The 20,746-nt window shown below is 65.6% G+C and carries 15 protein-coding genes and 2 pseudogenes; 8 read left to right on the top strand and 9 right to left on the bottom strand.

Annotation, left to right across the window (positions count from 1 at the left end):
- Positions 1-111 precede the first annotated feature (111 nt).
- From RT309_RS00085 to RT309_RS00075, 3 genes are all read right to left on the bottom strand, one after another.
- Positions 112-483 carry a hypothetical protein gene (locus RT309_RS00085; RefSeq protein ID WP_313354187.1) on the bottom strand — a complete coding sequence of 124 codons (372 nt, stop codon included), beginning with the start codon at positions 481-483 and terminating at the stop codon, positions 112-114.
- A gap of 31 nt (positions 484-514) precedes the next feature.
- Positions 515-1,168 carry an NAD(P)H-hydrate epimerase gene (locus RT309_RS00080; RefSeq protein ID WP_313354185.1) on the bottom strand — a complete coding sequence of 218 codons (654 nt, stop codon included), beginning with the start codon at positions 1,166-1,168 and terminating at the stop codon, positions 515-517.
- A 283-nt stretch (positions 1,169-1,451) separates the two neighbouring features.
- Complete coding sequence (locus RT309_RS00075; RefSeq protein ID WP_313354183.1) at positions 1,452-3,092, bottom strand: AAA family ATPase; 1,641 nt, start codon at positions 3,090-3,092, stop codon at positions 1,452-1,454.
- A 53-nt stretch (positions 3,093-3,145) separates the two neighbouring features.
- Between RT309_RS00075 and RT309_RS00070 the strand changes: the two are divergent.
- Positions 3,146-3,770, top strand: a pseudogene (locus RT309_RS00070) (transposase); the annotation flags it as partial.
- Between the two features lie 82 nt (positions 3,771-3,852).
- On the opposite strand, the gene RT309_RS00065 reads toward RT309_RS00070, so the two are convergent.
- Complete coding sequence (locus tag RT309_RS00065; RefSeq protein ID WP_313354182.1) at positions 3,853-4,935, bottom strand: type I restriction endonuclease; 1,083 nt, start codon at positions 4,933-4,935, stop codon at positions 3,853-3,855.
- 200 nt (positions 4,936-5,135) lie between these two features.
- On the opposite strand from RT309_RS00065, the gene RT309_RS00060 reads away from it, so the two are divergent.
- Complete coding sequence (locus tag RT309_RS00060; protein WP_313354180.1) at positions 5,136-5,540, top strand: (deoxy)nucleoside triphosphate pyrophosphohydrolase; 405 nt, start codon at positions 5,136-5,138, stop codon at positions 5,538-5,540.
- Here RT309_RS00060 and RT309_RS00055 read toward each other — a convergent pair whose 3' ends face one another.
- A complete protein-coding gene (locus RT309_RS00055) occupies positions 5,541-6,428 on the bottom strand; it encodes an HNH endonuclease (protein WP_313354178.1) in 888 nt (295 codons plus the stop codon).
- Between the two features lie 76 nt (positions 6,429-6,504).
- On the opposite strand from RT309_RS00055, the gene RT309_RS00050 reads away from it, so the two are divergent.
- The 3 genes from RT309_RS00050 to RT309_RS00040 all read left to right on the top strand — a co-directional run bounded on the left by RT309_RS00050 (position 6,505) and on the right by RT309_RS00040 (position 9,482).
- Positions 6,505-6,831, top strand: a complete 327-nt coding sequence (locus RT309_RS00050) for a nucleotide pyrophosphohydrolase (protein ID WP_313354176.1) — start codon at positions 6,505-6,507, stop codon at positions 6,829-6,831.
- A complete protein-coding gene (locus RT309_RS00045) occupies positions 6,828-8,546 on the top strand; it encodes a DNA/RNA helicase domain-containing protein (protein ID WP_313354175.1) in 1,719 nt (572 codons plus the stop codon). Before RT309_RS00050 ends, RT309_RS00045 begins: the two co-directional genes overlap by 4 nt.
- An 87-nt stretch (positions 8,547-8,633) precedes the next feature.
- Positions 8,634-9,482 (top strand): hypothetical protein, encoded by an 849-nt coding sequence (locus RT309_RS00040; RefSeq protein ID WP_313354173.1) that lies wholly within the window; start codon positions 8,634-8,636, stop codon positions 9,480-9,482.
- Between the two features lie 219 nt (positions 9,483-9,701).
- Here the strand turns inward: RT309_RS00040 and RT309_RS00035 are convergent, their stop codons facing one another.
- Both RT309_RS00035 and RT309_RS00030 read right to left on the bottom strand, forming a co-directional pair.
- Positions 9,702-10,457, bottom strand: coding sequence for a uracil-DNA glycosylase (locus RT309_RS00035; protein WP_313354171.1), 756 nt, complete (start codon positions 10,455-10,457; stop codon positions 9,702-9,704).
- Complete coding sequence (locus tag RT309_RS00030; RefSeq protein WP_313354169.1) at positions 10,454-11,374, bottom strand: hypothetical protein; 921 nt, start codon at positions 11,372-11,374, stop codon at positions 10,454-10,456. The genes RT309_RS00035 and RT309_RS00030 overlap by 4 nt, the downstream gene beginning before the upstream one ends.
- A 79-nt stretch (positions 11,375-11,453) precedes the next feature.
- Here RT309_RS00030 and RT309_RS00025 point away from each other — a divergent pair, with 79 nt between their 5' ends.
- On the top strand, positions 11,454-12,458 hold the full coding sequence (locus tag RT309_RS00025) for a nuclease-related domain-containing protein (RefSeq protein ID WP_313354167.1): 1,005 nt from the start codon (positions 11,454-11,456) through the stop codon (positions 12,456-12,458).
- A 45-nt stretch (positions 12,459-12,503) separates the two neighbouring features.
- Here the strand turns inward: RT309_RS00025 and RT309_RS00020 are convergent, their stop codons facing one another.
- Both RT309_RS00020 and RT309_RS00015 read right to left on the bottom strand, forming a co-directional pair.
- Complete coding sequence (locus RT309_RS00020) at positions 12,504-16,241, bottom strand: hypothetical protein (protein WP_313354166.1); 3,738 nt, start codon at positions 16,239-16,241, stop codon at positions 12,504-12,506.
- A gap of 199 nt (positions 16,242-16,440) precedes the next feature.
- Positions 16,441-18,123 carry an RNA-binding domain-containing protein gene (locus tag RT309_RS00015; RefSeq protein ID WP_313354164.1) on the bottom strand — a complete coding sequence of 561 codons (1,683 nt, stop codon included), beginning with the start codon at positions 18,121-18,123 and terminating at the stop codon, positions 16,441-16,443.
- 242 nt (positions 18,124-18,365) lie between these two features.
- Between RT309_RS00015 and RT309_RS00010 the strand changes: the two genes are divergently transcribed.
- Positions 18,366-19,733 (top strand): plasmid pRiA4b ORF-3 family protein, encoded by a 1,368-nt coding sequence (locus RT309_RS00010; protein ID WP_313354162.1) that lies wholly within the window; start codon positions 18,366-18,368, stop codon positions 19,731-19,733.
- Positions 19,734-19,793: 60 nt separating this feature from the next.
- Positions 19,794-20,746 (top strand): annotated as a pseudogene (locus tag RT309_RS00005) (ABC transporter); the annotation flags it as partial.

Genomic DNA, 20,746 nt, shown 5'->3' with positions numbered 1-20,746 from the left:
AGGCGACGATAGGCATCCGCTCCGACGCTCACCGCGCCGCATCCCGCGACCTGTGGAACACCTCTCAGACCCAGCCATTGTGCAGAAAGACTGGCCTCGATGCGACAGCCGTCAGCGCGCCTGATACTCGGTGCGCAGCGCCTCGCGGTTCGAGCGTGCACCCTGCTGTAGACGAGCGAACAGCCATGCCGGGTCGATCTGCAGGAAGTAGCGGAACAGGATCGTCACCGACTTCTGCGTCACCCGGCGGTCGTCGATCAGCAGCTGCACAGCATGATCGACCGACCACACCGCGGCGGTCACACCGTCGACTTTCACGACCCACGACCAACCGGCCACTCGCACATCCGGCGACACCTGCTCGATGATCGCGCTCAGTCGCGTGCCGCGCCGCACGCGCACCACCGCGGCGTGCGAGACGACATCGTCGCCGGCGGCGACGCTTTCACGATCGACATGCACCTCGACGGATGAACCGAGCACGACCTCGAGCCTAGTTCGCGGCGGGTACGGTTTACCCGGCGCGCCTCTCCGCCACGGTCGCCTCGCACACGGCATCCGTCGGGTCGAGCGTCAGCCCGATGTCGACGAACACGATCCGCCCGCTCAGCCGCGGCCCCTCGCCGCGGGCGAGGCCGGCCTTGACCGCGCCGAATGTCACCGTCGTCGCCGCGGCGAGCACGGCGTCGTCGGCAGCGCCGGTGTCGGCGTCGAGTCCGCTGGGCAGGTCGACGGCGATGACGACGGCGGATGCCGACAGCAGCGCGGTCGCCGCGTCGCGCGCCTGCCCCCGCAGGGTGCCGTGCGCGCCGATGCCGAGGATGCCGTCGACGATGACGTCGTAGACGGCCGGGTCGAGATCGGCGAGACGGATGCTGCGCGCGCCGGCGTCCATTGCGGCTTGTGATGCCTTCTCGTGCACGCGGTCGGATGTGCGCAGGATGTCGACGGGCACACCGCGGGCGGAGATGTCTGCGGCGGCGAACAACACGTCGCCGCCGTTGTCGCCGGAGCCGGCGAGCACCAGTATGCGCTCGGGTTCGTACTCGGTGATCACCTCGGCGAGCGCGGCGGCGGCACGGCGCATGAGCGGTGCACCGGCTGCGAGCAGGGGCGCTTCCGCCGCCCGCACCTGTGCGGCGGTGAAGGTGGGAACGGTCTCTGGCATGACCTCACGGTACTGCGGGGTTCGTGGTGCGGCGACGTACGGAATCACCGCCGCCTGCCACATCGGTTCGAGAGGTCAGGTCAGTCGCTCGAACGCCATCGTCGCCTGTATGCGATCGCCGCGGCCGAACCCGGTGCTGCCTGACGATGCGGTGGTGATCTTGTGTGCAGGCGGTAGCCGAGCGCTGCCCGCTTGTTAATCACTTTCTCGAAGTCGAAACCACATGTCCGTCGCATCGGCGGCGTGACTACAACTCGCCACCCATCTGTAGCAGTCTCCCGCCCTAGGCCTTGAGCTCAGGTATCACGACCGAAAGCAATGACTGCACTGAGGCGCTTTTATGAGCCTCCGCGTCTAGCGCGGAGCCGACCCAAGCGGCGCCCTTGCCCTCCTCGCGGTGGAAGTCCTCCAGCTCGCCAACCGGAAGAACGTGTAGCCGACGAACTGCCAACTCTCCGAGGAGTGCACGAAAGTCCTTAGTCGCGACCCCAGCCGGAACCTGGTCGAGACCACCGTTGTGAACTTTCTTCCAAAACAACGCTTCCTTGCCTCGCTCAATGTGGCGCATCGCGTTCAACCACGCGGCGTTGACGCTTTCGTCCCAAGTCGCTCCAAGCGCCGCAAGCGTCGCTTCGACCTTCGCCCGGTCATCGAGGAAGTCGAAGTCGGTGATCACGGATGCTGTTACGTTCAGGTCTCGCAGGACGTTCAGTAGCTTCGCAAATCCGCCTGTGCCACTACTGGGGATGAACAAGGTGTTGTCAGCAACGTGCTGCTTGTCAAGCGAGGTCGCCAACTCATCGGCCGCCGCACCGTAGAACCTGCAGTCGCGGTCCCCTTCACAGACCACGACCCGCTCGTGGAAGAGGCCTTGCAACACGTTGGAATATCTCAGCGTAGGATCCGTCCAATATGCGTTAAGGTCCGTCGATTCCAGCTGGCGAGCCCGGGCGCCCTCCTCGGCGCGCGTGAGCCGGAGGATCTCGAGGCCCCCACCCTTCGAGCCGTTCAGGAGACCGATGAGAAAGTCCCGGTCGTGCGTGGCCACGACTACCTGCATCCCCCTGTCACGAGCCGATGCGGCGAGCCAGCGCCCAACTGCGCGAGCCTGAGCTGGATGCAAGAACGACTCAGGCTCGTCGAGTAGAAGCACTGAGGGCGATAAGGCCATAGTTACTAAGGCGAGCCCGGCGAAGCTCCGAAGGCCGTCTCCTTGATCGTCGAGAGGTGGGCATGAGTTCACAGCGTCCGCATACTCAGCCGTGAGTGCATTTACGGGCGGCGGGTCGACCAGCACGTGTCCCGCGCGGAGCCGTGGAGGGAACCCTACGCGGTCGACGAAGCAGGGAACCGCGAAGAGCCGCTCGACAATCGCCGAGAATTCGGCTTCGAGCTCGCCATTCTCATGCAGACGTCGAATCAACCAGTTCCGGAGTGAGTCCGGGTTCTGGTCTGTGCGCAACTCACCGGCCGCGTAGGCCATCGCTCCGCCAGCCGGAATGCGTCTGACGAATGAATCCGTTAGATACTGCAATCCATTGCCTGCTGCGCTTGAGGTGACGCTCGACGCAATGCTCGACAAATGGGTCTGGTTCTGACTCGGAGGAAGGATGACGTTACCTGGCGCGTGGGAAGGACCCACCGCAAGAGTGTTCGCGGACGCCCACTCAATGATGTCTTGCTCGCTGTGCGCGTCGACGATGAAACTCGCGTCCCTCACGACTGAGCGGCTTGCGCCACGCTCGCCGGAATCGGGACCGTAGTACACACCCATCTGACCCCGGACTGTCTCGACCATGTCCTTCAGGAGTTGCGACTTGCCGGTATTGTTTGCGCCCACCACACAAGTGACACCGGTGCCGAGAAGCTGCAACTCTTGTCCGGAGGTGAGGGTGATCGATGTAAATCTGTACGAGAGTCCCACGTCGGCAACCTAACGCATCGAGCTCTGGTTGCAGCCAATCTGGTTCTTAGCCGCTGATCGATGACCCTGCCAGGTGCGACGGGGTCGGCACGATCGGCGTAGATGAGCATGCCTGGCGTTACCCGGCTCGGCGAGAAGTAGGCCAACGTGATTATCGATCTCACCCCAGCCCGTTAAAGACCAGCCCGGCACGTCTGCTGGACATGAATGAGAGCCGCTCCAAGGCCGTGTTCGAGCAGTGACTCACCGGAAGGCCGGAGGAGTGGGCTCGCAGATCGAGGTGGTCGCGATGGACGAGTTCCGGGTTCGCAGACTTCAAGACCCGGGCCTCCCAGGCGCTCCCGGACACTCCTGGTAATGGATCAATTCCATGACGTCCGGCGCGCCGGCAACGCGCTCGATGTCTGCCGGCGCCGCATCCAGCAGGACGCCATGGCGCACCGCGGAATGAAGGGTGATCCGGCCTTACACTCACAGACGGCCTGCACACCGGCTCCAGCCTGCTCACCGACCGGCAGAAGCTCCGCCTGGACGCAGTATTCGCCGCTTTCGAGCGCGTCGAGGTCGAAGCGACCCGGGCACCGTGATCGCCGCCATCACCAACGGCGTACCTACCCCGCTACGCGTGATCCGCAAGCTCGGCCGGACCGTGAACAACGCGCCGCCGACATCCTCGCGTTGGATGCGGCCCGAACTAAACAGTAGTCTGCGCCTGCGGCCAAGTGCGGTCGGCTGTGTAACGCTACCAACTGACAACCGATCACGCGTAGCGCCGCACAGCGTCCCGGATGCCCTCCGCATGAACGTAAATCTCATCGAGGTCGACAATCGGGTGGCGCGTTTCAGCCTTCTCTCCGTCGAGAAGACCGAGGTATTTCTGCTTGCCGTTGAAGTGAAGGCGGGCGATCGGCTTGCGGTTGTTGTCGTCCAGCAGTACGGCGAAGTAGCTCTTCGCATCGCGCTGTGTCACTCGTTGCGGCTTGACCTCGCCACACGCAATCGCCTTAACGATCTGGTAGCCCTCCAACTCCTCGAGCGTGGTCTCAATCTCGGTGTCTCGATCGAGATCCGCCTCGGCCACCTCCGCGCTTGACGGCGACGGAACGGCGGAAACCTGGCTACCTCCGCTTACCCCGAGTGCGGCCTTGAGCCTGTCATTCACACGCTCAGTGAGGAACTGCTGGGCAGCCTTGCCTACGAGGCCCGTGAACTGCTGGCGTACACGCTGAGTGAATGCTCCGTCGTAGACCCGAGAAGTGAAGAACTTAATCCACTCGTCGGTCGGCTCCCGAAACTGAGCAGCGATCTCCCGCTTCAGCGCACCGATGTACTTCAACTCCTCGGCTGCACTGATGATCGACTCGAGGTCGAAGCTCTCCTTGCTGAGCTTCTGGATCTCGGGGATCAGCGTTTCATCGATATCTAGCAGGTCCAGAACCAGGAACGGCTTGGCATCCATCCGGTTCGGAGCATCGAGGTCAGTGTAGAAGTGCCACACAACCCCATTCGTGAGAACCGCGATTCGTGCGTTCGTGACCGAGAAGTATCGGAACAGCTGCGACGCGTGCTCGATCTTCAAGGAGCCCATCGATGGTTTGCACTCGATGAGGATCTGCACCTCGCCATCTCGCATGATGGCGTAGTCGATCTTCTCTCCCTTCTTGGTACCGACGTCTGCAGTGAATTCCGGTACCACCTCGAGCGGGTCGAACACGTCGTATCCAAGGATCGTCGAGATGAACGGCATCACAAAGGCGTTCTTCGTCGCCTCCTCCGTGCCGATTGCTGTGGCTTGGTTCCGAACCTTTACCGCGAGTGATTCGAGGCGCTCCGCGAACTCCATAAGCCGCTCCCATCTTCGTTGACTGAGTGACACCGACTCCCCCCTCAGAGAGCCTGATCTTGACCCTAGCGGAGGTGATCCGCCCCGGACCAACCCGGGTAGATGCCCTCGCGCCCTAAATCGCCAGCGACGGGGTGGCTAGTCTGTTCGCCAACTGACGAACCTCGGGGGATTTAGTGGAAGCAAGGGCTCAGCATTAGTTGGGCAGACTCATCGACGTCGTTGGTGCTGTCATCACGCGGGATGGCACTGTGCTGGCCGCCCAACGTGGCCCTGACAAGGCGCTAGAAGGAATGTGGGAGTTCCCTGGCGGCAAGGTCGAAGCGAATGAAACCTATCCCACAGCGCTGAAGAGGGAGATTCTCGAAGAGCTCGGCTGTGACATCACGGTGGGCCGACACATAGTCACAACGACTCACCCCTACGAGTTCGGGACAGTTCGCCTTGCGACTTACTACGCAGTTCTCGAGAACGGTCTGCCACAGAGATCAGAGCACACCGCACTCCGGTGGGTGGAAATCAGCAGGCTCATGGAGCTCGACTGGGCTCCGGCAGACCTTCCGGCTGTGAGCAAGGTGATCTCGCAGTCGCAATCGATGCGCTGACTACGCAGCGAACTGGTCGTACTTCTCTGCCAGTCGGTCGCGCGAAGGCCAGTCCGCCTTTCTTTGCGGAAGCGTCAGCGGCCGACCGTGCATGTCTTGCAGACCGTGTCGAAGCATCGGCCCATCTATCTCCTCAAGCAACGCTCGATCGATGCGGACCTCGTACTGCGGCGTGATGCCGAGCAGGTTCCGATCGTACGAAGCGTGGTGAATTTTGCATAGGGCGAGACCGTTCGTGACCTCCGCGACGCCGTGGCTGCTCGCGTCGGGAACGATGTGGGCTGCGTCGAGCAGTTCGGCATGTTTCAACTCGCAGATCGCACAAGCTGTGGCGTACGCGCGCAGCACTCGTGCTCGGAACATGGGCTGGTGTAAGCGCGCCTTCACGAGACGCTGTGCGTACCGACGCTCCATCTCGTTCAAGTGAAGGGGGTCGTCGAAGAATCTCAGTGACTCGTCGAGAGCCACATGAACCTCACGCCGAAGCGGATCATCGTGCATGATGTAAGCCGGGTAGAAGGCAACGAAGAACCCGGCACGCACGCCGAGGAAGTAGACCAGCGGGTCTGCATTGTCGTACGCGTTGCGAAGCTTTCGATTGTCGCCACCGTCGCGCGACTGATACGAGTAGCGCACAAGCCCCTCAGCGCTGATCCCGTCGGAGTACTCGGTCTTCTTTGAGCTCGTCATGATGGTCAGGGTCGAGTCGAAGTCGGCCGGATTGCGAATACCGCGACCAGTATCAAGCAATGGGATGCGCTCACCCTGGTACGAATAGCTGATGAGCTCAGCGCGGCTGAATTCATACGCTCCGGCGGCACGTCGATCATCGAGCCAACGGAAAACATCTTCTCGGATTGCCTGCTGCTCGAGCGCGGGACGTGCCATGCGGCTCAATCTACCTACACCGCCGCCTCGGTCGAGCGTCTCAGTTCTGCACGCACTCTCCTGCTACGTTCTCCCCATGCCGTCCCCCGCAACGCTGCAGGCCCTCCGCGACTTCGCCGTCGAGCGCGAGTGGGATCAGTTCCACTCCCCTGAGAACCTCGCGAAGTCGATCTCGATCGAGGCGGCCGAGCTGCTCGAGCTGTTCCAGTGGCGGCAGACGCCCGACCAGACTCGGGTAGAAGAAGAGCTCGCCGATGTGCTCACCTACTGCTTCCAGATGGCGGCGAGAATCGGCGTCGACATCGATGAGATCGTGCTGAGCAAACTCGAGAAGACCCGCGCGAAGTATCCCGTCGAGCTGTCGAAGGGTCGCATCACCAAGTACACCGATCTGCAGCCATGACCGAGTTCAGCATCGAGCGGCTTCCTTTCGAACGCAAGCAGGTCGACGCGTGGGCGCGCAGCGATGCGCAGCACACCGACTGGCCGGTCGTCTACGTGCTCGACAGCTCGGGCCGCAGCAAGAAGCTCTATGTCGGCGAGACGGTGAATGCGGCATCCCGCATGCGGCAGCACCTCGCCAGCTCGAAGAAGCACGAGGGTCTCGAGTCGATCCGCGTCGTCGTCGGCGAGCGTTTCAACAAGTCCGTCTGCCTCGACCTCGAATCGCACCTGATCCGCTGGTTCCACGGTGACGGCCAGTACAGCATCCTGAACGGCAACGACGGCCTCAGCGACGCGCGCTACTACGACCGCGACATCTACCGCGAGTCGTTCCGCGACGTCTTCGAAGCGCTGCGCGCCGAAGGACTGTTCAGCCGCAGCATCCCGCAGATCGAGAACAGCGACCTCTTCAAGCTCTCTCCGTTCAAGGCGCTCACCGACGATCAGGCCATCGCGATCGAAGACATCGTCGAGGGCCTGCTAGCCGATCTGCAGCATCCGGATGCCCAGTCAACACTCGTCGTGCAGGGCGACCCCGGCACGGGCAAGACGATCATCGCGATCTTCCTGATGAAGCTGCTCGCCGACATCCGCGACTACCAGGACCACGACGATATCCAGCCGGACTCGATGTTCGCCGAGTTCTTCACGACCGACAATCGAGAGTTGCTGCGCGATCTGAAGATGGCGCTCGTGATTCCGCAGCAGTCGCTGCGGCAGTCGGTGCGGCAGGTGTTCAAGAAGACGCCGAAGCTCGATCCGGCGATGGTGCTCACGCCATTTCAGATCGGGGAGTCGGATACCCTGTTCGACCTGGTCCTGGTCGACGAGACGCACCGGCTTAATCAGCGCGCAAATCAGGCGTCGGGGGTTCAGAACAAGAAGTTCCGCGAGATCAATGAGAAGCTGTTCGGCTGGGACGATCCGTCGCGTACGCAGCTCGACTGGATCAAGGCCCACAGCCGTCACCGGATGCTGCTCGTCGATGGCGCCCAGAGCGTGCGTCCGCACGATCTGGGGCCGGCGACGCTCGAGCGGGAGCTTCGGGATGCCAAGGACTCGCACCGCCACTTCCGGCTGACCACGCAGATGCGGGTGCGCGCCGGCGCGGACTACGTCGAGTACATCCGTGCGCTTCTGCGCGGCGAGCATCCGCAGCGTCCCGATCTCGGCGACTACGAACTGCGCTTCTTCGACGATCTCGGTGAGATGCGGCGCGCGATTCGCGCCCGCGACCGCGAGGTCGGGCTGTCTCGTCTCGTGGCCGGATACGCGTGGGATTGGGTGTCGCGTCGAGATCCGTCCGCGTTCGACATCGAGATCGACGGCGAGCGGATGCGCTGGAACAGCACTGACAAGGACTGGATCAACGCTCCCGGATCGCTGGAGGAGGTCGGTTCCATCCACACCGTGCAGGGGTACGACCTGAACTACGCCGGCGTGATCATCGGTCCTGATCTGCGTCTTGGTCCGGACGGTTCGATCGCCGCCGATCGCGAGGCCTACCGTGACAAGAAGGGCAAGGAAAACACCGGGCATCTGAGGGACGCCTTCGGCGACGACGACCTGCTCGTGTTCATCCGGAACATCTACGGAGTGCTGCTAACGCGAGGGATGCTGGGGACGTATGTGTATATATGCGACGAACGGCTGAGACAGAGACTTCGGCAATAGCGCCGAGTGACCTCGCCATCCCGCTAGGCTCAGCGGCATGCAGCCGTCGATCGGTGGTGAGAGGTGAGTGCGGATTGGCTCCAGGCCTTGATCGCCGCGATCGCGTTGCTCGCCTCGATCGGCGCGGTGATGATTTCAGCATCAGCCAGACGGGACTCGCGTACGCAGTTGCTGACAGATATCAGGCAGCGCTGGGAAGAGCTTGGCAACGATTGGTCCACCGCACTACTGCTCTGGGATGGCGGTAGAACGTATTACTCAGACGCACCCGTCGGGGAGCGGCAGCGCGTAGCCGCGTTGGTCGATCGATACGAGGATCCCGACGCACATACGACCGACCCGCTGTTCTCGATTCGTGCGGAGACTGCGGGGGTTCGACGAGTGTCTCGCTTCTTCGCATACGCCGCGGATGCGGTGCTTCGCGGAAGGCTTGGAATCAACGACGTTTATGCCGTGTTTGGACCGGATGTTGCCCGTCACCATCAGGCTGCATTGTGGATCGCTGGCCGTGAATCGCTTCACGCCGGTCGAGCAACCTTCTACGACGTCCGTTCTCGTTATCCCGAATGGGCGGTAACAGCGGACAACATTCCGGAATCGGGCTTCTACGACGAGCAGGAAGCCGTGGTGCTTCTGCTGTGGTTGTGCGCGGGCGTGCAGTCACGTCGCGGTGATTCGTCCGCCCATCTGATTCTTGAGCGAGCACGGTACTTCCGTCGCAGCGGTGAATGGAGACGCGTGGCAAGTTCCATGTGGAGGCTCAGCCTGTCCCGGGGACAGGTCCCATGGAGACCGGTTTTGCAGTTCTGCCTCCGGAGCGCCGCGTCGATCCCGCCGTCGGCGGCCACCGCGCCAGCAGCTGAACCTCTATTCAACCCAGAGCATCAACTCGTTGCTAACGCCCGCCTGCGCAGGCAGATCCGATCCCGGCATTGACGAGATTCAACGAGACGTCGCTCGCGGCATGACTGCTCCCCGCGCCGATATTGAGTTGCGCACACGATGTCCTTGACGGCAGTCAGGCTTCCACCTGCTGCAGGCCTTACGGCACGCAAGGCAGATCTCGGCGGCGACGTTGTCCGTCACGTAGACCGGAACATGGATTTCGCCGACAAGTGTTCGACCCCCCCCCCCCCCCCCGAGATCTTCGGGGCGTCACCACCAGCGCGGATGAATGTCCACTCGGTCACCTTCTGCATCCGGATACCACTGCGCGAGCGTCGCGCCAAAGCGGTCGCGGTCGACGTGGATCTGACCAGCGCCCACGGCATCCGGTCGCCAATCCCGTGATGCTCGGGCGAGCGACGCGACGAGATGGTCACGCTTGCCCCGCTGATTCATCGCAAGAGGCGAGGGGTGCCACGACTCGATCGTCCGGACACTGGCACCAAGCCCGGGTCGGCCAAACCGAGACCACCCCCTCCGAGGAAAGCGCCCCAACGTCACCACGGTGTGCAGCTGCGGGAGCATGGCGATGAGTTCACGAAGGTGGTTCGCACCCTCCTGCAGATCGGCGACCTTCGGCTTCTTGCTCGCATGACCGAGGTACCACGGCACGATGTTCCAGATGAGCACTTCCTCGACCAAGCCCGAGGAATGCCGAGCCCGCCATAGGTTCTCTGCCGTCACATCGTTATTGTCCGAGGATATAAACCCTGACCCTGCACGTGCGTTCTGAGCATTGGTCATGGGCCCCGGCGCCTCGAGAAGCAGCAGAACTCGTGCACCTGTGCCGGCATCGGCGGGGTCGATGAGCGGAATCTCGGCAGCCAGCGACCGCTCCAAACGTTTGACCTTGAGGTCGTCGATCCATGAGATCAATGGCACCGCGGTGGCGACAGATCGAGCCATAGTGCGCCGCTCCTCAAGCAGCGACGCGACGCCGAGCGACCGTGGGGCGTTGGAGATCACGACTCTGATGGTATGGCTCGACTGCGAGGGGTGGCCGCGAGCATCCGCACCACCGTCCCCACCCCAGCGATCACCAGCGCCACCACCACCGGCAGCACCTCCACCTCCAGCGCCATCGGGAAGATCTGCGCCGCGACCTCGGCCATCTCACGCAGATCGCCGTCGAGCACGCGCATGCCGAGGGCGGAGCTGATGGCCGTGAACACCGCAGGCAGCATCCAGAGCGCGAACAGACCCGCTGCCCACACGGCCAGCCGCGAGAGCGGACGCACCCCGCACCAGATCAGCGCGGCCGCGACGATCACCGCGGGCACCCAGCGCAGCACCGTCCCCACCTCGGGCGGGTAGCCGTAGATCGGGTCGAACGACGCGATCGTGTAGCCGAGCCAGCTGCGCGCCGGCACGGCCGACAGCGCGGCGGCAAGCGCGGGCAGCGGCATCGCCGGGCGCGATGCCATCCAGCATCCGAGCTGCGCCAGCAGCATCCCGGCCAGCACGCCGCCGAGCATCCCCCCGAAATAGAGCATCTCGCGCGATCCGGCCGACCCGTCGGCGAAGCCGAGCCCGCCCGCCAGCACGGCGAAGCTCTGCACCGTCGCGATCACATGCACGAGCAGCACGCCGAGCGCCGCAGGCCAGGCGCGCGCCCGCAGCATCCGCACGACGAAGCCCGCGACCACCCCGCCGAGCAGCAGCATGGCGAAGATGCTCAGCGCGTCGTACTGGCTCAGCGGCAGCAGCGAGAACGGCATGCCATCAGGCATCGTCTGCTTGTGCCACAGGTTCTGCAGCGGCAGCCGGCCGCCGCCCGCCCACGATGGGAAGAGCATGAGAGCGGATGCCGCGATGCCGACGATCAGAGAGGCCCAGACGGGTCTGGGAGCCGCAGAGGAATCGACGGCGGCGTCGGGATGCATGAGAGCAGTCAACCAGGCAATATCTACGCGTGTCGACACACGCTCGGAGAACGTCGGCGTTTGCTGCTTTACTCAGGGCGTGGATACGACGACGACGTACGGTGTGGGGCTGGCCCTCGTTCTGCTGCTGGTTCTGGTGCTGCTCGTGCACCGGCGGCAGCGCCGGAAGTGGAAGGCGCAGCGCGCTGACGATGCGCGGCTGCATCAGCAGCACCTCGCCGGTGTCGCCGCCGAGCACCATCAGCACGTCCTGGCGCTGCAGGCAGGGCAAGCCGCCAGCGACGCGCTGCGCGACCGGGCGATGCACCTCGCCGCACGCGGCATGCGATGGGAGCTCAACTCGCGCGAAACGCTGGTGAAAGCCTGCGAGGCCGCATCGCTGAACGCCATCGTCGCGACCAATGTCGTCTTCGCGGTCATCTCGGAAGAGCGCTCGTTCTGCGCGCAGATCGACCATGTCGTCGTCACCGACAACACCGTGCTCGTCATCGACAGCAAGTACTGGAACGGTCTGGTCTTCGACGGCACCCGGCCGTCGCAGCTGGCCGCTCCGCTGGCTGCGCTGCTAGACGAGAAGAAGCTGACTCCGCCGTTCGCCGTGCATCTTCGGCAGCGCGATGACGCGTCGATCGGCCTGCGGATCGACGCTGGGCCGGCATCACCGGCTCGTCAGGTTCGCCTCGGTGCCTCTCGCCTGCACGCGTACCTGGCTCCTCGAGTGGCTGAGCTGCCGTACATCGACACGTGCGTGTTCTACTCGCATCCGGATGCCACGGTCGTCACCCCGGGTTTTGACGTGCAGGGCAGAGCCCGCACATCGATCGCCGATGTGCACACGATCGGGTCGTTGCTGCGGCGGGCGCACGCCGCTCGCTCCGAGCAGTCCTCGCCTGAGCGGGTCGACCGGATCGCCGAGGCGCTGACCGAGCTGGGTGCCGATATCGTGCGCACCGGCGCGTTCGCGGTCGACCGCCCGGTGTCGCCGGTCGCGCTTGAGTACCGCGTGCAGACGCGGCGCGAGCGCTCCCTCGCCCGGGCGGGTTCCACGCCGACCGAGCCGCGCACGGGTGCGGCCGGTCGTTGACGCGGGCGTCGAGCATCCGGCGCCAGCCCAAGAAGAACCCGCCGCTTAGCGATACAGCTGCCGCGCGACGTAGTTCTTCTTCTTTTTGTTTCCCACCACGATCTCGTCGGGCAGGAAGGCCTCTCCGTTCGCTCCGGCTTTGAGCGCATCACGGCGCTTCGCCTCGTCGCTCAGCGCGGCGTCGGCGGCGAACGCGTCGAACACCGCCTGACGCTGGCTGCTCGCGGTGGTCGCATCGGCGAGCGCCGCCGCATCCCAGCCGAACGTGTTCGTGAGCAGGTCTTTGTTGACCTGAGCGTTCAGCCAGGTGACATCGCCCTTGTACGCGGCCGCCTCGAACGTGATCATCTGCGCGAACGTCGGCGCACGTGACGTGAGGGTCGCGAACTGGGCGGTGTGCTGGGTCTCGTGGCGCAGGGTGAGCACCCCCGCACCGCGCACGAAGTCCTCGGCATCGGCGAGAGGAACGCCGTTCGCCACCGCATCGGCGATCATCTTCTGCAGGGCCGAGAGGTTGACGTAGATGTTCTTCGGGTCGTCGGTCCACGCGCCGAACTCGACGCCGGCGTAGACCTTTCCGTTCGGGTGATCCGCCAGGTCGCGCAGGGTCACGCCGCGCAGCGCGATGCCGGCCTTCAGCGCATCCTTCCGGAGCGTCTTCAGCAGCAGCGTCTTCGACGAGCGGATCGACGTGCTCGATCCTCGGATCTTGAAGTCGGCCAGCATCATCGGCACGCCCAGGGCGGAGGTCGTAGCGCTCAGCCGGTCGGGCGAGACCGCCGAGGCGTCATCGGCGAAGGCGAGCTCGCGCGCGAAGCCGCTCGGCCCCGGCATGAAATCGGTGCCGCCCGTGTCGTCGGAGGCCGCATCCGACGCGCCTGTCTCTGCGGAGGGGTCGGTGGTCGCCCCGCCGCCGGCGTCGGACGACGAGCCGCCCGCGCCGGATGAGAGACCGCCAGAGCCGCCGCGCGCCGTCACTCCGCGCTCGTCCATGTCGCGGCCGTGGTTGATGCGGGCGCCATCGCCCGAGATGCCCGCCTCACGACCCTTGGCGGCCTCGCCCGACTTGATCGCCGTGAACATGTTCGCGGCGGCCTTGCCCATCTCGGTGGCCTGGGTGGTCGCGGCCTGGAAGTTCGTGCTCGCGATGCGACCCGCCTCTGTGGCGGCGTTGAGGGTGCCGGCGGATGCATCCTTCGCGATGTCCTGCGTGCCGGCGAGGCCAGCCATGTCACGGAACATGCTTCCGTTCGCCAGCGCGCTGAGCGCCGCCGAGAGCCCGGCGGGTTCGGGCAGTACGGTCGGTGCCGAGATGCCCAGCACCGGTGCACTCAGCTGCCCGGGCTTCAGATCATCCGTCGTTCCACGCGACCCGGTCCCGACCGGAGAGATCTCGGGCGGCTGCAGCGGGATCGGCGAGTCCTGCCAGTTCCAGAACCGGGTGATGTCGAGCTTCTCGGCCGCGTTCGAGCGGCCGAGCACCGCCTCGGCGAAGACGCCGGCCGTGGGGATGGGCACGAGCCGGGTCGACTGGGTGCCGAAGTCGATCCCGCGGTCGCGCAGCAGATCGCGCCAGGTCGCGTACTGCGCGATCCCGCTGGCGTCGGCGTCTTCGGCGGGCGCGCGCAGCACCAGGTAGTTGCCCGACACGGCGATCGGATTCGGCTCGACCTGATCGGCGAGCGGCTTGCCCAGCCACGACACATCGGCGAGCAGCAGAGCGAGGGATGCCGCATCCAGACGCCCCAGAACGACGCGGGTGTAATGGCTGCGGTTCGCCTGCAGATGCGCGAGCAGCTCGGCGCGGCGCCCCACGGCATCCCCCCGCAGGAAGCAGACCTTCTGCATCGCGCTCGTCGCGAGCACGGCGATCGGCACGACGGCGAGCGACTGCTGCCCCTCGGATTCGTACCGGATGACCATCGACCCCTCACCCGCGGCGGCCGAGTCGCGGGCCACGTGGATCGCGTCGATACCGCGCGCGGCGACACCCTGCGGAAAGTCGACCTGCCCCGTGCCCGCCGCCACCATGAACGTGCTCGCCTCGGCGGCGACCCCCGGCTGGTCGAGTCGCACGCGATCGACGACGACATCGTCGAACGCGATCGAGGTGATGCTCGCGTCACCGGGGATGACCTCGGCGATCGGCCCGGGACGCACGACCGTGAACCGGGTCACCACGCGCGTCGGCTGCCGCGGGTCACCCACCGGCGGCACGTCGGGCGGATCGTCGGGAAGGGGTGCGTCGTCGCCCACCCGCCGCATCGCCATCCGCGCCGTCGCGGCGGACGCCGCCGGTGCCACCGCCAGGTCGGCGACCGTGATCGGCCTCGGCACCCGCACGGCGCTGTGCACTTCGATGCGCCCGCGGTCGTCGAGCAGCAGATCCGCCGCGCGCAGCGTGAGCGCGCCGGCGAGCAGTTCGCCGCGGAAGCGCGCGACGAGATCGGGACCGGATGCCGTGCTGAAATCCAGCAGCTCGAACGGAAGGAACAGCGCCCGGTCGAACCGGTTCAGCTGCACGGTGACCCGGTAGATCTGCACGACCTCGTAGTACTGCACGGTGAGCGCGTGCATATGGTTGTAGTTCGCGACGATCCGGGTGCTGACCTGCTCGTGCTCGGACTGCGAGACCTCGCGCACGGCTGTCGCTCGGCGGTTGCGCACTGAGGTCGCGAACTGCTCGGTGCGGTCGTTCACCCGCTGATTCATCTCGGCAAGCACCGAGCGCGACCCCACCGACCACGATGCGCTCGTCGCCTCGGACTGCGTCTCGGATGACTGGCTCGTGTACGAGCCGCCACCGCCGAAGCCGAGCGCGCCGCCGATCGAGCCGGCCACACCAGCGATCCCCCCGCCGACACTGGCCGCGAAGCCCTTCGACTTGCTCGACGATTTCGACCATCCGGTGGCGATCGACCCGCCCTCCTGCATCTCGTCGGCCACCGCGTTCTGCACTTCGCTGATCGCGCGCACATGGTTCGTCGCGTTCGTGAGGCGCTCCCCCTCGTCGACCGACTCGCTCGCCGTCGTCGTGGTCTTGCGGGTCCAGTCGATGACCGCGAGCCGGGTCGCCTCGCCGGGTGCGAGCGCGAGCGAGTGGACCATGTGCCCGAGAGTGAGTCCCTGCGCGAACCACGACTGCGCGTAGGTGGCGATCGCCCCGATCGCCGGAGCGCCGAAGGCGAGCCCGGCGCCGGCCAGTTTCGCCAGCGAGAGCGGTGCGGACAGCGGCTGCTGGCCCTGCGTGGCATCCGTTCCCAGCATGAAGAGCGTGTCGTAGTAGACGCGCTCGGTCGGGTACTCGCCGAACGCGGGGCGCAGCTCGTCGGCGGCGCGCTCTTCGGTGTCACCGAGATCGGTGCCGAGCGCGACGCCGACCATCTCGTGCGCGACGCGGCGCGGCGGCCACAGCGCGAACTCGCGGATGGTGCTCACCGACAAGGCTGCGGTGAGGGCCGACGCGACGGCCTGCGACACCCCGTGCAGCCGCCCGAGGGGCAGGCCCGGCACATCCTCCGGCGGCACTCCCGCACCCGACGTGCCGAGGATGTCCTGCGGCACGAGCTGCACATCGGAGTCGGCCGCGGCGAGCGCGGCCGAGGCGCGGGCGAACACCGACGAGGTGCCGAGGTCGAAGATGGATCCGATCGTGAGGGAGGAGAGGGCGGATGCTGCCGCCGCGCTCACCCCGATCAGCTCGGTGACCGGCTGCTCGAGCAGCTCACGAAGGCTGAGTTCGCGGCTCGACTCGCGGACGAGGTCCGCAAAACGGACGGACATGACTGTCTCCGATCCGCGTCCCGCGGGGCGCACGCCGACGATCGAGATGAGGTGAGGAGCCCCAGACAACACTCCTCACATCGCCGAATGGTACTCCGGCGCGCAGGCCCGCGACAGAGTCACTTGCGAGCGGTCGCATGACGCTCGAGTGACGTGAATGAACGATGACAAGAGAGCGGCCGCGGGATGCTGCGAGCCGTCAGTTCGCTGGCAGGTAATATCGCGCCGCTCGGCGTTCCCCTCGTAGAACGAGGGCTCCCTCCTCGCGCATGCGGAGCAGCATCCGTCGCGCGGCTTCAGGAGTTGCGCCGCTCAGGTCCGCGGCTTCGCTACGCGAGATGCTGCCGTTCGCCTCCACGAAGTTCAGGATCATCTGCCGCTGCTGCAGCACATCGAATGCGCGGACACGTACATAGCCTGCTGCGCTCGCCAGCCGACGATACGACGCAGCACTCAGTGTGTACCTGCGACCGCGACCGTCGCCGCGCATCTCAACGAGACCCTCCTCCAGCAGCATCGCGAGTCGTGACTTGGTCCACACCAGTGGGCGTTGGATGACATCGGCTATGTCAGCGGCAGATAGACGCGGATCCTCCTTGAGCGCCCGCACAACCTGAAGGTCGGCGAGGTCGAATCTACGACCAGCGCGGTCATCGTGCTCCACAACGAAGCGAACGAGATCGCTATCCGTGCCTCCCAGCTGCACTGACACCGACACCCGCTCCGAGGTCGAGCGGGTGTAGTCGGGCTCGGGCCGCCCTGCCCTGAGGCTGGCTTCGAATACCCGGTTGATCCCGCGCCCCGCGCGGTCGACGATTCCCGCGCGTTTGAATGCTTCAGCAAGAATTCTGCTGCGCGGATTGCTGCTCTCGAGAATGTTCCCCAGTGTCACCCCCAACGGAAAGCCACCGGGACTGGTGATCGTCAGTTCATCATCGACAACCTGAACCGACACAACTCCCATCCGCGTGTAGTCGCGATGCACGAGCGCGTTGGCGACAAGCTCCCGTGCGGTGACCTCGGGAATTCGATCGATGCCCATCCTGATCAGCCCGACCATGACCTCTTCCTGAGAGTTCATGGCCTGGAGAAGGCTGTACAGCCTCTCCGCAGAACGCAGCAGCGGCGACGAGGAGATCTCGTTCTGAACTACGACTCCGCGTTCCAGCACCTGAAACGCTGTCTCGTGGGTAGGCACTAGACGGCGCAACGCCTCTTCCTGGCCGAAGAGCAGCAGGGCACCTCTCCTGAGCAGCAGTTCGCCGCCGCGTCGCTCTGCTACGCCGAGTGCGCTCAACAGCTCATCGTCGGCTAACCCTGCAAACACGTCAGCTTGTCCGCCAGCGGCTGCAGCTAGGTTTCGGAACCGCTCGAACTCCTTAGGGTCGAGGTCGTGGATACTCGCCTCGGGCTCGGGAATGGCGGCGAAGTCGACTTGGCCCCGAGAGATTCGGTCGGCAAGCATCTCATGCGCGAGGAAGGGCAGACACGCAGGGCGACCGTCAGAGCCGTAACCTCGACGCACGTACAGGCCATTGCACGTGCCCACGACCGTGTCTGCAGCTGCGACTTCGACGATGATGATCGACTTTCCCTGTTGGGAGGCGACCTCAACGTCGGGCACAACCTGAGGAACTGTGTTGTTCGCCACCATCGTGCGCAGGCGGGTCGGATCTGTCATCCTGCCGTGCCGCGCCCTCGCGCCCGTGACCGTGCCGTCATCTTCTACCCCGATGAGCAGACGACCGCCACCGCCGTTCGCCATGCAAACGACGGCTTCGACGATGCTGGAGTCATTGAAGGGCTTGTGGTGATCCGACTTGAACTCGACATCAAGCTGTTCGCCACTGGCAAGGAGTGCATGCAGCTCATCGGGTTCCATTGAACGATTATGACATGTTTATGGACTTTATTGACGGCTGCCGCTAAAGATCATAAGGGCAACATAACTAACCATAGATGGCTCTCAGGGGCCGCTGGCGCCCACCAGGCAAGGATGGCAACAGCCGGTCACCCGCGTTGGCCGAGTCCTCAGCACCGCCCATAGGCTGGCCGTCATTCACGCGAAAGCCCGGATCGGCGGCCCGCGTCCCGGATGTCGCACCCCATCCGTACGCTCATCCCATGACCAGGTACCGCCTGCGCGTCGCTCTCGTCGACAGCGAACCCAAGATCTGGCGCGAGTTCGACATCGACGGGCGGATGCCACAGCGCTCACTGCACATCGCCCTGCAGACGATCATCGGCTGGCGCGAATCGCACCTGCACGCGTTCACCGACACCGATCCCCACCGGCCGTCCTCACCAGGACGGCGCTGGGAGTCACCTGACTTCGCGAGCGACACCGGCGCCCTGTCGGAAGAGGCGGCCACCGTCGATCAGGCGCTCTCGAGCCTCCACACCCTCTGGTACGAGTACGACTTCGGCGACGGGTGGGTGCACCGTCTCGACGTCGTCGAGCGCCAGCCGGATTCTCCACTGCTCGCCCCCGTGGTGCTGCTCGACGGCGCGAACCGCGGGCCGTTCGAAGACGCCGGCGGCATGCACGGCTACGCCGACAAGGTCGCCGCGCTGGCCGATCCACAGCATCCGGAGCACGACGAGATCACCGACTGGGCGCGGGCGACCGTCGGTCCGTGGGCGCCGATCTCGCCCGGCGCGTTCGATCTGGTCGGTGCGCAGAGCGAGCTGAACCTGATGTTCAACCCGCAGGGGTCTGGTCTCTCGCCGTACGACATGTCGGGTCTGGTGAAGAGCGACGAGCTGCGCCGCCCGGGAGACGTCTCCGACGAGTCGCCGATCGTCGAGGTCGCGGCGCAGCTGCCGCCGCCGATCCGTTCCGAGCTGCGCCAGCATCTGCACCTCACCGGAGTGCTCGAGCCACTCGAGTTCGACGACGAGACAGCGACGCGCATCGTGCGCCCGTTCGCCTGGCTGATGGATGCCGTCGGCGCCGACGGCCTCGCCCTCACGGCCGCGGGGTGGATGCCGCCCGCCACCGTGCTCAACGGCATGACCGAGCTGGGTCTGCTCGACGATTGGATCGGCGCAGGCAACCGAGAGGATCTCACCCCGCCGATCTCCGAGCTGCGCGACGCCGCCCAGCGGCTCGGTCTGGTGCGCGTGCAGAAGGGACGCCTGCTGCTCAGCGCCGCCGCGAAGAAGGCCCTCGGCGACGCCCGCGCGCAGCTGCAGCTGATCGCGCGAGGGCTGTACCGCAAGCTCAGCGACGCCGAATCGGATGCTGCCACGCTGCTGCTGCTCGCCGTCGCCGACGGAACCCCACCCGGCGAGCGCTGGCACGCGATCGCGTTCGGTCTCGAGGCGTGCGGCTGGCAGTCATCCACCCGCCTCGCGTTCACCGAGCGCGACATCACACACGTCACCTTTCATCCGCAGCGGGTGCTCGACCTGCTCGGCGACTCACTCCGCCGGCATCCGGCGAGCGCGGCCGACGACCTGCAGCTGTTCGCGCGGGCGGCGCTGCGCTGAGGCGGCGAAAGCTGACACCGCGCTCAGACCCTCTGATCCCCGCTCACTAGACTCGGCCGGATGCTCGACACGTCACCGGCCGCCGATCCCTTCGTCCGCGTCCGCGGCGCGCACGAGAACAACCTCCGTGGCGTCGACGTCGACATGCCGCGCGATCGGATCGTCGCGTTCACCGGCGTCTCGGGCTCGGGCAAGTCGTCGCTCGCGTTCGGCACGATCTTCACCGAGGCGCAGCGCCGCTACCTCGAGTCGGTGGCCCCGTACGCGCGCCGGCTGATCCAGCAGGGCCACGACCCGCACGTCGACTCGATCACCGGTCTGCCGCCTGCGGTCGCGCTGCAGCAGCGGCGCGGCGCACCGAGTTCGCGCTCCAGCGTCGGCACGGTGACGACCCTGTCGAACTCGCTGCGCATGCTTCTCTCGCGCGCCGGCACCTACCCCGACGTCGTCACCGAGCGCCTCGACTCCGACGCGTTCTCGCCGAACACCGCCGCCGGCGCCTGCCCGCGCTGCCACGGCGTGGGCGTCGTGCACGACGTCACCGAGGACTCGCTCGTGCCCGATCCGTCGCTCAGCATCCGCGACGGCGCGATCGCCGCCTGGCCGGGCGCCTGGCAGGGCAAGAACCTGCGCGACATCGCCATCACCCTCGGCTACGACGTCGACCGCCCCTGGCGCGACCTTGCCCAGGCCGACCGCGACTGGCTGCTGTTCACCGACGAACAGCCGGTGGTGCAGATCATCCCGCAGCGCGACCGCATCGAGAAGCCCTACAACGGCCGCTTCTGGAGCGCGAAGAAGTACGTCTTCCACACCCTCGCCGACTCGCAGAGCGCGATGATGCGCGCGAAGGTGCTGCGCTTCATGCGCACCGGCCCGTGCCCGCTCTGCCACGGCACCGGGCTGCGCCGCGAAGCACTCGCGGTCACCTTCGCGGGGCGCTCGATCGCCGAGCTGAACGCCCTGCCGATGACCGAGCTCGCCGAGGTGCTGCGCCCCACCACCGAGATCAC

It is taken from the genome of Microbacterium sp. (assembly GCF_032084865.1).
GTDB lineage: Bacteria > Actinomycetota > Actinomycetes > Actinomycetales > Microbacteriaceae > Microbacterium.
This window is presented reverse-complemented; position numbering and strand designations above follow the sequence as displayed.

Excerpts from the sequence above, each read along its gene's own strand:
- RT309_RS00080 (WP_313354185.1), bottom strand. The coding sequence starts at position 1,168 with ATGCCAGAGACCGTTCCCACCTTCACCGCCGCACAGGTGCGGGCGGCG.
- RT309_RS00045 (WP_313354175.1), top strand. The coding sequence starts at position 6,828 with ATGACCGAGTTCAGCATCGAGCGGCTTCCTTTCGAACGCAAGCAGGTC.
- RT309_RS00015 (WP_313354164.1), bottom strand. The coding sequence starts at position 18,123 with ATGGAACCCGATGAGCTGCATGCACTCCTTGCCAGTGGCGAACAGCTT.
- RT309_RS00010 (WP_313354162.1), top strand. The coding sequence starts at position 18,366 with ATGACCAGGTACCGCCTGCGCGTCGCTCTCGTCGACAGCGAACCCAAG.
- RT309_RS00020 (WP_313354166.1), bottom strand. The coding sequence starts at position 16,241 with ATGTCCGTCCGTTTTGCGGACCTCGTCCGCGAGTCGAGCCGCGAACTC.
- RT309_RS00065 (WP_313354182.1), bottom strand. The coding sequence starts at position 4,935 with ATGGAGTTCGCGGAGCGCCTCGAATCACTCGCGGTAAAGGTTCGGAAC.
- RT309_RS00050 (WP_313354176.1), top strand. The coding sequence starts at position 6,505 with ATGCCGTCCCCCGCAACGCTGCAGGCCCTCCGCGACTTCGCCGTCGAG.
- RT309_RS00030 (WP_313354169.1), bottom strand. The coding sequence starts at position 11,374 with ATGCATCCCGACGCCGCCGTCGATTCCTCTGCGGCTCCCAGACCCGTC.
- RT309_RS00055 (WP_313354178.1), bottom strand. The coding sequence starts at position 6,428 with ATGGCACGTCCCGCGCTCGAGCAGCAGGCAATCCGAGAAGATGTTTTC.